Annotated in this window: 10 protein-coding genes and 1 pseudogene; 3 read left to right on the forward strand and 8 right to left on the reverse strand. The window is 39.8% G+C overall.

What is annotated here, in order from left to right; translation table 11 throughout:
• Positions 1 to 412: 412 nt before the first annotated feature.
• From ADICYQ_RS01245 to ADICYQ_RS01270, 6 genes and pseudogenes are all read right to left on the reverse strand, one after another.
• Positions 413 to 817: an HIT family protein gene (locus ADICYQ_RS01245; RefSeq protein WP_020893298.1), complete on the reverse strand. Its 405-nt coding sequence runs from the start codon at positions 815 to 817 to the stop codon at positions 413 to 415.
• A gap of 63 nt (positions 818 to 880) precedes the next feature.
• Positions 881 to 1,354 (reverse strand): transcription elongation factor GreA, encoded by a 474-nt coding sequence (gene greA, locus ADICYQ_RS01250; RefSeq protein ID WP_020893299.1) that lies wholly within the window; start codon positions 1,352 to 1,354, stop codon positions 881 to 883.
• Between the two features lie 141 nt (positions 1,355 to 1,495).
• Positions 1,496 to 2,428 carry an NAD(P)-dependent oxidoreductase gene (locus ADICYQ_RS01255; RefSeq protein ID WP_040413819.1) on the reverse strand — a complete coding sequence of 311 codons (933 nt, stop codon included), beginning with the start codon at positions 2,426 to 2,428 and terminating at the stop codon, positions 1,496 to 1,498.
• 7 nt (positions 2,429 to 2,435) lie between these two features.
• Positions 2,436 to 3,802 (reverse strand): annotated as a pseudogene (mgtE, locus tag ADICYQ_RS01260) (magnesium transporter).
• On the reverse strand, positions 3,790 to 4,572 hold the full coding sequence (rsmA, locus tag ADICYQ_RS01265) for a 16S rRNA (adenine(1518)-N(6)/adenine(1519)-N(6))-dimethyltransferase RsmA (protein WP_020893303.1): 783 nt from the start codon (positions 4,570 to 4,572) through the stop codon (positions 3,790 to 3,792). The pseudogene mgtE and the gene rsmA overlap by 13 nt, the downstream one beginning before the upstream one ends.
• Positions 4,573 to 4,949: 377 nt before the next feature.
• Positions 4,950 to 5,468, reverse strand: a complete 519-nt coding sequence (locus tag ADICYQ_RS01270; protein ID WP_020893304.1) for a septal ring lytic transglycosylase RlpA family protein — start codon at positions 5,466 to 5,468, stop codon at positions 4,950 to 4,952.
• Positions 5,469 to 5,975: 507 nt separating this feature from the next.
• Between ADICYQ_RS01270 and ADICYQ_RS01275 the strand changes: the two genes are divergently transcribed.
• From ADICYQ_RS01275 to ADICYQ_RS01280, 3 genes are read left to right on the forward strand one after another with little or no spacing between them, the layout of a single operon-like run.
• Complete coding sequence (locus ADICYQ_RS01275) at positions 5,976 to 7,208, forward strand: metallophosphoesterase family protein (protein ID WP_020893305.1); 1,233 nt, start codon at positions 5,976 to 5,978, stop codon at positions 7,206 to 7,208.
• Positions 7,205 to 7,783, forward strand: a complete 579-nt coding sequence (locus ADICYQ_RS28020; RefSeq protein WP_020893306.1) for an AAA family ATPase — start codon at positions 7,205 to 7,207, stop codon at positions 7,781 to 7,783. Before ADICYQ_RS01275 ends, ADICYQ_RS28020 begins: the two co-directional genes overlap by 4 nt.
• Before the next feature lie 17 nt (positions 7,784 to 7,800).
• Positions 7,801 to 10,239 carry an SbcC/MukB-like Walker B domain-containing protein gene (locus ADICYQ_RS01280; protein WP_020893307.1) on the forward strand — a complete coding sequence of 813 codons (2,439 nt, stop codon included), beginning with the start codon at positions 7,801 to 7,803 and terminating at the stop codon, positions 10,237 to 10,239.
• Positions 10,240 to 10,304: 65 nt separating this feature from the next.
• Here the strand turns inward: ADICYQ_RS01280 and ADICYQ_RS01285 are convergent, their stop codons facing one another.
• Positions 10,305 to 11,495 (reverse strand): glycoside hydrolase family 57 protein, encoded by a 1,191-nt coding sequence (locus ADICYQ_RS01285; RefSeq protein ID WP_020893308.1) that lies wholly within the window; start codon positions 11,493 to 11,495, stop codon positions 10,305 to 10,307.
• Positions 11,496 to 11,509: 14 nt separating this feature from the next.
• Positions 11,510 to 12,790 carry a glycosyltransferase family 4 protein gene (locus ADICYQ_RS01290; RefSeq protein WP_020893309.1) on the reverse strand — a complete coding sequence of 427 codons (1,281 nt, stop codon included), beginning with the start codon at positions 12,788 to 12,790 and terminating at the stop codon, positions 11,510 to 11,512.
• Positions 12,791 to 12,792: the final 2 nt, after the last annotated feature.

Raw genomic sequence — 12,792 nt, forward strand, 5'->3', positions numbered from 1 at the left:
CCAGAATTATATGCGCATTACCAACTAAAAATTCAATAAGGTTAAACAGCAACTCCTTCAAAACAAACCCGGCCCTGAAAGGGACAAATATAATAGCACAGGGTGAAGCCCTGTGTGGAAAATCAATATTGCAACCTAAGCCCTGCAGGGGCGAAATATTTTGAGCAATTCGGGATTTATCTGTGATGAATACTTGTCCTAAATAAAGTTTACCGATTATTATTTAAATACAACTTTAGATTTACATTTCACCACCCCATTTCTCACCCTTTATTATAAAGCGGATTTTGAGTATTCAAATTAGCTTATAGCATTACTAATTTAAAATTGAGTCAGTACAATAAGTGAATCCAAAGGGGTTGGTGTTAAGATAACCGAACCCTGAGCGGAGCCGCCGGGATAGGGAAAGGTTTTAATTCCCTTGATCGAAAGCTAGTTTAATTTTTGAGGCAATTTCTTCCATTTCTTCTTTTGCCAACTTAAGTTTCGGTCGACTAAAATTGATATCATCCATACTCCTAAGTGGCACCAAATGGATATGTACATGAGGAACCTCCAAACCAATTACGGCCACGCCTATTCGGGTACATTTGATGACTGACTCCTGGGCTTTGGCTACTTTCTTAGCGAAAAGATGAAGACTAGAGTACAATTCATCCTTCAGGTCATAGATATAATCCACTTCTTCCTTTGGCACCACCAATACGTGGCCTTTTACCAATGGCATAATATCTAAAAAAGCAATATGTTGCTCATCCTCAGCAACAATATGAGCGGGGATTTCTCTGTTGATTATCTTTGTGAAAATAGAAGGCATAAGTAGGGAAGTTAATTAATAATCACAAAAAAATCCCGATGCATCGCAACCGGGATTAAAAAATTATAAGCTAATTTCTAACACTTCAAATTCAACCAAACCTGCAGGGGCTTGAATTTGAGCAATTTCACCAACTTTCTTACCTAAAAGGCCTTTTCCAAAAGGAGATGCCGAAGAAATTTTATTGGCTTTCAAGTCTGCCTCTTCTTCAGAAACAAGCATGTAGGAGACGGTCATCCCGTTTTTTACATTTTTTATCTTCACTGTGCAAAGAATTCCTACTTTAGAGTTGTCCATTTTGGAGTTATCCAATACCCTGGCATTACCAACGACATTCTCAAGTTTGGCAATCTTCAATTCCAAATGCCCTTGTGCATCTTTGGCTGCATCATATTCAGCATTCTCACTTAGATCACCTTTATCTCTTGCTTCAGCAATTTGCTTAGCAATGTCTGTTCTGCCTTTGGTTTTCAGGAACTGAAGCTCTTCTTTGAGCTTCCGTAACCCTTCTTCTGTATAATATTGTATGCTTCCCATATCAATTAATTGTTAACCTCTTATATAAATAAAATAACGGCCTCAACATTGGGACCGTTATTTTATGCTTCCTTTATTTTGTACTGGCAAAGATAAAATAAGAATTCATATTTTACAATTTAACTATCTTTTATTAAGCCATTAACCATGCCATTGGCCTGCTATTTTGGCCACTAGCACTTCATTTATTTTGTAGTAAGACTCTTTGGTCCACCCTGCTACATGGGGTGAAAACAGCACCTGTTTAAAGCCCGTTAGTTGTTCAAACGACTTTTTCTCAGCAACAGTTAGCTTCTGGAGTTTTTCTTTCTCCAGCACATCCAAAGCAGCCCCTTTTAATTTCCCATTCTGGAGTCCCTCATTCAGGGTTTCAAAACTAATGACTTCTCCACGAGCTGTATTGATCAGGTAAAAGGGTTTGTTAAACCCGTTGATAATTTCGGTGGTGAAGAACCCTTTTGTTTCTTCCGTCAGTGGCACATGAATACTTAAAACATCTGCTTTTTCCTGAATGGTCTCAAAGCTACATTCCTCAACAAATTCATTGCCAAAACCCTTCTTGTATTTGTCATAAGCCAGTACTTTAACGCCAAAACCCTGAAGCCGCTTTGCAAAAGCAGCTCCCATGTTCCCAAAACCAAAAACACCTACGGTTTTACCACATAACTCTTCTCCTCTATTTCCCTCTCTGTCCCAAATACCACGCCTTACTTGACTATCGGACTGTACATAATGATTAAAAAGTGCCAAAAGCATTCCCACAGCATGTTCCCCAACCGCATCTCTATTACCTTCTGGGGCAGCATAAAGTGCAATGTCATTTTGTTCCAGGTATTCCAAATCAATATTATCTAAGCCTGCACCTGCTCGGGCCACAAACTTTAAACTTATTCCTTTTACCAATAAAGCCCTGTCAATGGGCGTTTTAGAACGAATAACAAGCCCTCCATAGTCGGATAATATTTGAAGGATGCCCTCTCTATCTATATCGGGCCTATAATGTGCTTCGTAACCCTTTTCTTCCAACAACGGGACGATGCTTTCATGCATCTCGTCAATGATTAATATTTTCATGCGCTAATTAAAGATTCAATAACAAAGTGGCTACCATAAAATACACACCTAAACCCAACAAATCATTGGCGGTAGTGATAAAGGGTCCTGAAGCCATCGCAGGATTGATCCCCAATTTATCTAAAACAATAGGTGTCAATGTTCCCATAAAGGAAGCCAGCAAAACCACACTAAATAAGGCAATACTTACAACCAAACCAAACTTGACTTCCTTGTCATACAGAAATACCACAGTGGCCATCACAAACAAAGAAAGTACCAGCCCATTTAAAACAGCAACTAAAAGCACTTTAAGCAACCGCTTGGTCAAACTATCTGCAAATACGGACCTATTTGCCAAACTCTGTACGACCAATGTAGAAGACTGAATGCCTACGTTTCCCCCTGTTGCTGTAATCAGCGGAATAAAAAAAGCCAACGCCGTTACGGCATTTAGGCCCTCTTCAAAGAAACCTATAAATCCAGCTCCCAAAAGCCCCCCTACCATACCTATTAAAAGCCAAGGCAACCTGGCCCTGGAAAGTCTATATACCGAATCGGATTCTTCTACATCATCCGATATACCTGTCATTGCCTGTATATCTTCCTCTGCCTGTTCTCTTATCAAGTCCAGGATATCATCCACGGTGATTCTTCCTACAAGTTTGTTTTTAACATTTACTACTGGGACAGCCTCCAAGTCATACTTCCGCATAATTTCAGCTACCTCTTCACCAGCCATATAAGTAGGTACAGATATAAGGCTGTCTTCGTAAAGGTCGGCCACTTTAGTATCCGAAGAGGCAAGGATTAACTTTTTCAAGGCTACCCGACCTAGTAATTGCTCCTTATTGTCTACCACATAAATGCTAAAGATCTTCTCTACATTTTCAGCCTGTCTCCTGATTTCATCGATCGTTTGCACCACGGTCCAGTTCAGGTTGGCTTTGATGATCTCTTTAGCCATCAATCCACCAGCACTGTCTTCATCGTAACGAAGGAGCTCAATAATATGAAGCGACTTTTCTTTGGCTGCAAGATGGCTAATAACGGCTTCACGGTCATTTACCACCAATTGATTCAACACATCTACCGCGTCATCGGAATCCATGTGATCTATAAGCGTGGCCAACTCCTCCGGTGGCATCGCCTTGATCACTTTGTACTGCGGGTCCTCATCCAGCTCAATCAATATGTCTGCAGAAAAATCCGGATCAAGGGCCCTTAAAACAAAAGGGCCTCCATCATGTCCAGCTCATCCAATAAGGCAGCTACATCTGCTTTATTGGCATCCTGCATAGATTCCTGGATGGATGCTATGTGCTCGCCAGTAATGTTCTCCTTTAGTGCCTCCAGGTATTCCCTGGACAGCTCAAATGCTTTTATTCTTTCCAATCTTCTTCAAGTTTTTGGGTCAATAAAACAAATTCTGCTACCCCAAGCTGCTCAGCTCTCAAATCCAAAACCGGATCTGCTTTGAATTCCTCAGAGAGCCCCATAGGTTTTAGTGCATTTCTAAGCGTTTTTCTTCTAGTACTGAAGGCTTGCTTGACAAGTCTAAAGAACAATTTCTCGTCACAATCCAACTTCTCTACCTCATTGCGCTTGATTCGAATCACGCCACTGTTGACTTTTGGTGGGGGATCAAAAACTTCTGGTGGTACCGTAAATAAATATTCCACATCATAATAGGCTTGGAGCAATACACTTAAAATACCATAAGTTTTATTGCCTTTCTTTGAAGTCATCCGTTCCGCCACTTCCTTTTGCAACATCCCAACTACCTCAGTTACCAAATGCCTTTTCTCTAACACCTTAAAGAAAATCTGGCTGGAAATATTATAAGGAAAATTCCCTATGATTGCATGGGGACCGGTTAACTTTTCCCTGAAATCAAAATTCAGGAAATCACCTTCCATGATATTAAGCTTGTCTGAGCCGTATTTATTATTGAGGTAGGTTATCGACTCTTTGTCTATCTCAATAAGGTTTAAATCCCAGTTTTTTTCTATTAGGAAATCAGTGAGCACACCCATCCCTGGCCCAATCTCCAACACAACATTGTTGTCCATATGGCCAGTAAGCGACACTGCTATCTTCTCTGCTATATTTAAGTCTTTCAGAAAATGCTGACCCAAATGTTTTTTAGCTCTCACTTTGCTCATAATACTGATTTATTTAGGGGGAATTTAAGTCATCAAAAGTAAGCAATATAATGTAACGACCATAACATAAAACGGTGGCCCTATTAAATTAAAAGCGCTTAATAATTGTCTTTGGGAGACCAAAAAAAATTAAGAAAACAATTGTAAAACTGTTGATTCCAAACTGTTTAAAATGGAATTTAGATCAACGTGCTATCCCCAAGAAAAGGAATAGTGAAAGTGTAATTTCGACAATAAGGAATCCTATAAAAACAGGATTTACAGCTAAATCCCACTGCTTTTCATTATTTACCCTGAATTCTAAAGTGATAAGTAAGCATTATTCCTATAGGGATTAAATAGAAAAATCCCCTAAATCCACTTGAGCAAGCACTCAGTCAGAAGGCCTTATTTTCGAGCTTCATCAATTCCTCCTCATCCCTTTGAAAGGCAATTACAGGCTGAAAACTTCTTAGGCGAATGTCTTTCGGGACTTTCTTGTATTGGGCTCTCACCCATTCTACTGCTTGTTCACTTAAAAGGGAAAGTTTGACTTCGACAATGCCATCGTTTACCATTTCTAATTGTTCTGCCACTCCTTTAGAAAGGTCTATAATACGCCGGGAGCTCTTGGGCAAACGATCATTGACACGGACGATTGCCTCTAAACCATTTTGTTGGTTTGTTACTTTCAACAATGTCCCAAAAGGCAGGTGCTTGTGTGCCGCTGTGTATTCCCACATGTCATACACTTCACCATTGGCAGTTTTGCGTTTATGAAATCGCGTTCCGTAGAAACTAGCCACACCCTCTTGAATAATCAAAAGTGAATCTGGGGAGGAGAAAGGCGATTGCGCCATTGTCGCACTTCCAAAACCCAAGGTAAGCAATAGGCATAAAGCCAAAATTCTTTTCATAATACGTTTACTTACAATAATTATTCCAATTGGTTCATAACGACTGACTTTCAATGGATTCAGAGGAAATACTCTTCAAAACCACAGAGTAAATCGAAATCCAAACTAAATAAAAACACCTGGTAAAGGATGAAATCAGTTGAAATATAAGACGTTTGTTAGAGGGTCTTCAGACATTATTTATAATTTCAGAATAGTAATTTTTGTATCCCTTGTACAAACACATAAATTGAACGCAATTCTTTATTCCTTTACAGAAATCACTTCAAAAATAAAGAAATGCCCTTGTCCTCGTCTGTCTTTAACGTAAATTTAACCATGTTTAACGCTGGTTATTCAACAAAGGTCGCAACAAGTGGTGGAAGTACTAGAGAATCAGGGGCAATGGTCCCGCCAAAGCTTGGTAGATAAGGAACCAGTAAACATTTATTGTTATTGACCTGATACCAGCACAAAATTAGATATTTTGGCCTTAATTATCAATTTTCATTATAGCTTTTCATAATAATGCAAATCAAAATATTACATACTGCCGACTGGCATTTGGGAAAAAGGCTTCAAGAAGCCTCAAGACTGGAAGAGCAAAAACTTGTGTTAGAGGAAATCACAGCCATTGCAGATGCAGAAGCGGTCGATTTGGTTTTGATTGCTGGAGATATTTTTGATGGATTTAATCCCAGCCATGAAGCCATCGAATTACTTTACAGAACCCTTCGAAAGCTGTCCAAAAATGGGCAAAGGCCTATAGTAGCCATATCAGGAAACCATGACAGCACCCAGTTTATAGAAGCGCCAGATCCATTGGCAAGAGAAATGGGAATATTCTTTTACAGCAGGTACGATTCCATTATCCCAACGGGGAAACTTGACAGTGGAATTGAAGTGGTTGCTTCCGACAAGGGCTTCGTTTCGCTGAAATTACCACAATGGGATTTCCCTGTGCGCATCCTATTGGCTCCCTATGCCAACGAAGTATCTTTACGCACCTACCTTGGTGAAGGCGACAGAGAAAATGAATTGAGGAACGTATTAAAAGATAAATGGACAGCTCTTGCTGACCAATATTGTGACCCTTCAGGTTTAAACTTATTCGTCGGTCATTTTTTCTTCGTTAAAGAAGGATCTAAACCAGAACAGGAACCAGAAAGCGAGCGCCCCATTCTACATGTGGGTGGCACTCAGGCCTTGTACACTTCCAATATCCCACACCAAATCCAATACGCTGCTCTAGGTCATTTGCATCGCTACCATGCCACAAGTAAAAGTCCAATCCCTGTAGTGTATTCCAGTTCTCCGCTAGCCTATTCTTTCAGCGAGGCAGGACAAGAAAAACAAGTGGTACTTATCCAAGGTGAGCCAGGAAAACCAGTAAGTTATAGACCTATCCCACTGAAGCAAGGCCGGAAATTGGAACGTAAAAAATTCAGCGAACTAACGACAGCCGTGCAATGGCTGGAGGAAAACCCTTATTGCTTCGTGGAATTGACCTACGAAACAGATAACTCCATCGATGCGGCCACCAGGAAAAGCATTCTACAAGCGCACGATGGGATCATCAACCTTATCCCTCAAATCAAAAACCTCGGTGAGGAGACAGATAACCAGTTACAGGTAGAAGATTTAGAAAAAGACATGACGAGTTTGTTTAACATGTATTATAAAAGTGAAAAAGGACAATTACCTAACGAGGAATTAATGTCAGTTTTTAAAGAAATCCTTAGCCAAGACAATAAAATATGATTCCGTTAAAGCTTACAATACGAGGATTATACTCTTACAAAGAAGAGCAAACCATAGATTTTGAGAAACTTACCGCTGCCGGTATGTTTGGTATTTTTGGAGCAGTTGGCAGTGGTAAATCCTCGATTTTAGAGGCCATTCTCCTGGCCTTGTATGGCAGTACAGAAAGGCTTTCCGACAGGGGAGAAAAAAACAGCATGGTTAACCTTCAGAGCAATCATTTATTGATCAGCTTTGAATTCAGGGCTGGAAAAAACAATAGCCAGCATTTTTTAGCGAGGTATTCGGTAAAAAGGAATGCCAAAAACTTTGATGAAATCAAACCTGCTGAACACACTTTTTACATCAAGGAGGAAGGAGAAATCACGCCTATTCAGCAAAATGCCGAAGCAATCATCGGCATGAAAAAGGAGCATTTCAAACAAACAGTAATTATCCCACAAGGTAAATTCAGGGAATTTATAGACCTGACACCTGGGCCGAGAGCTGAAATGATGAAGGAGCTGTTTGGCTTGGAGCGATTTGACCTGTCCGCTAAAACAGGGAGTTTATTAAAAACGGTAAAAACGAACTGATTCGACTTGAAACCCAATTGGAGGGATTAGGGGATACTTCTGAGGAAGTTTTAAAAGAAAAGGCTCAAATAAGAAAAGACCTCTTAGCCACTGTCAAAAATGCTGAAGAAAGTCTGGAAAAAGCCAGCTTAAAGTTGCAGTCACTTGAGGCTTTAAAAAAGAAGCATTCACAACTTCTGAATTTCAAATCACAATGGGAACAACTTCAAACCCGCGAAACAGAAATTGAAGACAAAAAGAAAGAACTAAAAGCCTTCATCCAGGCGAATAGCCACCTTCGTCCTATCTGGAATCAGATAAAAGATTGGAAACTAGAATTGGAAAAGGCAACAACAGGAGCTGTCAATTGCAATAGGTTTAAAGAGGCATATACTGATGATATACGCAAGCTAGAACTTCAGGAAGGTGAGCTAAGAGAAAAGGCAGAAAAAAGACCAGAACGAGAGTCCAAAATCAGGGATTTAAAAATGGTGTTGGAGATTCAAGTCATTGAAAAAAGACTTATTGAAGCCCAGAATAAGGTCGCCTCTCTCCAACCTCGATTAAATGAAGACCTGGAGAAGCAAAAGGCCCTGGAAAAACAACTTTCTTCACTTGATCAGGAATTAGATAACAGTAGAAGTCAGGCCACAAGCACTCAACTGGCAAAACTCACTGGCGACATCAAGGATTGGAATACTTTTACAGAAAACAAAAGTACCCTAGAGCATGCTTTGGACCAGATCAAAACGGATATTGAGACTATAAAAGCCAAGGAGGAAAAAATATCAGTTACTACTCCAGACAAATTTAATGACCTGGAAAGCTGGGCTGATTGGGAAAACAACAACCTCAAAGCAATAGCAACAGCCAAAGAGCAGTTGATCGAAAACAAGGCCTTACAAGCCCATGTTAAAAATTTAAAAGAAGGTGAGCCTTGTCCCCTTTGTGGTTCCGTACACCACCCCATTCCTCTTTCCACCGATGAAACAGAAGAGCAAGTTACCGCATTTAACAAGCAACTTGATGATTCCCGCAAGACATTGGAGAAAATCCAGCAACTTTCCCGTCAACTGTATGATCAAAACATTCAACGAACCAATCAAACAAAGCTATTCACTGATAAAGAGCAAGAATTAAAAACCTTGAACTTTCAGTTTTCAACATTGAAAAACAGCCTTGTAGATGAAAGTGTAAACACTCTTGATGATTTAAAATTAAAACGTAAGAACCTTACTGATCAAATTGAAAAAGAAGAATCCATTCGAAATACAGCCAGGCAATACAGAACACAGCTGGAGCAGCTGCGACTACAAATTGAAAGTGGGCAGCAGCAGCTGAGAGTGGAAGAGCAGAAAACAATAGCACAAAAAAGTACGCTAAAAGCAAAGGAAGATGAAGTAAGTGACAAAAATTTCAGCAGTGGATACATGCAATCTTCTACCGAAACCATCAGGAAAACCATAAATACTGTTCTAAAAGACATTGAGGATACGGCCAATTTACTGGATGGAAAACAAAAAGTGCTGAAGGAAAAACGCAACGATGCGGCGACCAACCTGGCTAACCTGGAAAATTTCAAAAAAGACAAGGAAGAGGCTGGGCTTAAATTGGAGGGATTAACCAAAGAATTCAATGAATTAAAAATCAAGCTGGGTCAAACTGATCAAGAACTGTTGGAAAAACTTTTTAACAGTAACCTCGATGAAGACAAATTTGACCGTGAGATTAGAGACTATGAAAAAGAGTGTTCAATTGTAAAGTCTCATTTAGCCGCATTAGAAGCAGAGGAGGGCATTACAAACTTTGACCAAAGCCATTTTGATTCGCTTAAGGAAGAAACTGATTTCAAAAAAACAGAACTGGAAAGCGTTAGAAAGAAGAAAATCAATCTGGACCGGGACATTTCAGACCTTCAGGAGAAATTAGAGACAAAGAAAGGCTTGACGAAAGTGCTTGATGCCATGGAAAACAGGGCTACAAATTTAAAAGAATTGGAGCAATTGTTTAAGGGCAGTGGGTTTGTCAAGTATGTAAGCAGTATTTACCTGAAAGAATTGTGCAACACGGCAAATAAACGGTTTACCCAACTGACCAAAAATAGTCTACGATTGGAAATAGATGCCAACAATACTTTTTGGGTAATTGATTATTTGAATGAAGGCAAAAAGAGATTGTTAAAGACTTTGTCTGGTGGCCAAACTTTCCAAGCATCCTTATGTCTGGCGTTGGCATTGGCCGAAAAAGTTAAATCACTCAATCAGGCAGACCAGAGTTTCTTCTTTCTTGATGAAGGCTTTGGTGCATTGGACAAGAAATCACTCCGAATTGTTTTTGAGACTTTAAAAGCGCTTCGTCATGAAAACAGAATCGTAGGCATTATTAGTCATGTTGAGGAATTGCAGCAAGAAATCGAGGTTTTCGCCAATATTGTATTGGACCCTGAAAAAGGGAGTCAGGTATTGTACAGTTTCTAATAAAAGCAAAAAGCATCCCTGAAATACAGGGATGCTTGCAATAATATTCAAGGGCATAAAATAGGTTATACCTTGGCTTTTTCTGCTATTTTCAGTCTCAGGATAAAATCACTAAGTACATTCATATAATTTATAAATGCTTCGTAGGGACTTTCATAAGGGCTAAAGTATGCGTGAATGTCTCCATCAGAGAAAAACTTGGTACACATATAATAGAAGTGATCACTTGTCTGCAAGTAACGCCAATCTCTATTAATTTCCGGATCATCTAAGCTTTTGACTTGTTTTTCCAACTCAAAAAGCCTGTCGAAAGCCTCATCCTGAAGGTCATTCCCTAGCCAAGCGGTAAGGTCACGCTCTTCATCTGCCCAAGAAATAGGAGTTGGAACATTTATTTGGCCAACAGGAGATGCATTCGCAATCACTTCAGAAGGTGTAGAAAAATTAAAATTTGTTTGATGGAGTATGGCATCAGGAAGATTTCTCATGAATTCAAAAATCCCCGTTTCTTTCCATTGGTGTTCTCCAAAGGTTTCATAATCCATAAACAGGTTGATAACTTCATCCTCTTGAGGCACCTGGTTCAGCCAACCAATAAACTTATCAGTTGTAAGCGGATATTCGTTCCATGCTTTTTCTCCAAATCTAAAAGCGATGTCATCACTTAACCTAAAGTTTTTAAGCAGAACTTTTAATTTTGGTTCTTTAGCATTTACATAAACGAAATTGGGACTTTTCCAGCCAAGAATATGCTTGGCTCCCTCAGAGAGTATGCCTTCAAAACCCATTTTGGCCACCATTTCCCCGATATCATCTGAATAAATCAACTCAGTATTCCTAAAAACCTTTGGTTTGTAACCATTAAAGTGGTGCTGAATTTTCTCCTGGTGTAGGCTTACCATGTCTTTAAATTCAGTTTCACTCTTGAGTGCACACAGGGAGTGCCCATAGGTTTCGTTGAGCAATTCAACATGCCCGGTAGCTACCAGTTCCTGGAAGCTATGTAGCACTTCAGGCGCATAAGCCTCCATCTGGTCGAGAACAGTACCAGACAGCGAAAAGCATACCTTAAACTTACCATCATGTTTCCTGATTAATTCCAACAAAAGTTGGTTCATAGGCAGGTAGCACTTTTTTGCCACCTTATTCATGATGTTTCTGTTCGAGTAATCATCCCAATAATCATGATCATCCCCAATCTCAAAGAAGCGATAAGGTTTTAATCTAAAAGGTTGATGTACTTGAAAATAAAACAAATGGTTCTCATATTCTATTGGTTAACGGTTTGCTTATATATCCCAATTACCTTTTCGGCAACGTGCTCCCATTTGAGCTTTTTTAGTTCTTCTCTTCCCATTTCTTGAAACATTTTGGAAATTCCATTGTAATGCAAAAGCGCAAAAATAGCATCCGCCATAGCATCAATGTCCCAAAAATCAACTTTCACAGCATTTTGCAGCACTTCTGCCACTCCCGACTGCTTGGAAATGATTACTGGTGTACCATGCCTCACGGCTTCCAATGGAGATATCCCGAAGGGTTCCGATACAGACGGCATAACATATACATCACTCAAGGCAAACATTTTGTCTACATCATCCCCTTTTAGGAATCCGGTAAAATGAAATTTTGTCCCTATCCTCAACTCTGCAACCCTCTGAATCATTCGATTCAGAAGATCACCTGAACCTGCCATCACAAACCTGACATTTTCATCCTTCTCAATTACTTTTGCTGCGGCCTCCACAAAATATTCCGGCCCTTTCTGGAAGGTTATTCTGCCTAAAAAAGTGACAATTTTTTCAGGCACTTGCTTTACAACATTTGACTTAATAATACTGGCATCCAAAACGGCATTGTGCACCACGGTAACCTTGTCTTCCGGTATACCATATTTAGTAACAATAGTATTTTTTGTAAGTTGGCTTACAGCAATAACTTTATCGGCTGCTTCCATTCCCGCCTTCTCAATATCATATACCCTTTGGTTTACCGTTTGGCCTGAGCGGTCAAACTCTGTTGCATGAACATGAGCTATCATTGGTTTTCCACTTATCTTCTTGGCAGCTATACCTGCAGGAAAAGAAAGCCAATCATGGGCGTGAATGAGGTCGAATTTCTTATCCTTGGCGATCTGTGCAGCGACCAAGGCATAACGGGACACTTCCAGAATGAGGTCCTTACCATATTTCCCACTAAAATTAAATTTATTGGCAAGCACACCAGATTCGAGTTCATCTTGATCTTTTAACAAACGTTCGGTATGGTTATGATATTCCTCAGGGCTTAAGTAAGGCACCAAAAAGGAGCTCACTTCAAGATAGGTAAGGCTTTTCCAGATGTCCCGAAAGCGGCGTTCGCGGTAATCTATTTCAATTTCACTCGCATTTACAAACTCCGCCAATGGATCTTCATCTCCCCACAACTTTGGAACAACAAAAATCAGGTCTTGTTTGTGGTGTTCCATTCCCTTTACTAATCCGTAGCAGGCAGTACCTAAGCCACCGGAAATATGAGGAGGAAATTCCCAACCAAACATTAATACTTTCATAG

It is taken from the genome of Cyclobacterium qasimii M12-11B, assembly GCF_000427295.1.
Lineage (GTDB): Bacteria > Bacteroidota > Bacteroidia > Cytophagales > Cyclobacteriaceae > Cyclobacterium > Cyclobacterium qasimii.

What these genes read in the sequence shown, in the direction of transcription:
- ADICYQ_RS01255 (WP_040413819.1), bottom strand. Translation starts at nt 2,428, where the DNA reads ATGAAAATATTAATCATTGACGAGATGCATGAAAGCATCGTCCCGTTG.
- rsmA (WP_020893303.1), bottom strand. Translation starts at nt 4,572, where the DNA reads ATGAGCAAAGTGAGAGCTAAAAAACATTTGGGTCAGCATTTTCTGAAA.
- ADICYQ_RS01275 (WP_020893305.1), top strand. Translation starts at nt 5,976, where the DNA reads ATGCAAATCAAAATATTACATACTGCCGACTGGCATTTGGGAAAAAGG.
- ADICYQ_RS28020 (WP_020893306.1), top strand. Translation starts at nt 7,205, where the DNA reads ATGATTCCGTTAAAGCTTACAATACGAGGATTATACTCTTACAAAGAA.
- ADICYQ_RS01245 (WP_020893298.1), bottom strand. Translation starts at nt 817, where the DNA reads ATGCCTTCTATTTTCACAAAGATAATCAACAGAGAAATCCCCGCTCAT.
- ADICYQ_RS01290 (WP_020893309.1), bottom strand. Translation starts at nt 12,790, where the DNA reads ATGAAAGTATTAATGTTTGGTTGGGAATTTCCTCCTCATATTTCCGGT.
- greA (WP_020893299.1), bottom strand. Translation starts at nt 1,354, where the DNA reads ATGGGAAGCATACAATATTATACAGAAGAAGGGTTACGGAAGCTCAAA.
- ADICYQ_RS01270 (WP_020893304.1), bottom strand. Translation starts at nt 5,468, where the DNA reads ATGAAAAGAATTTTGGCTTTATGCCTATTGCTTACCTTGGGTTTTGGA.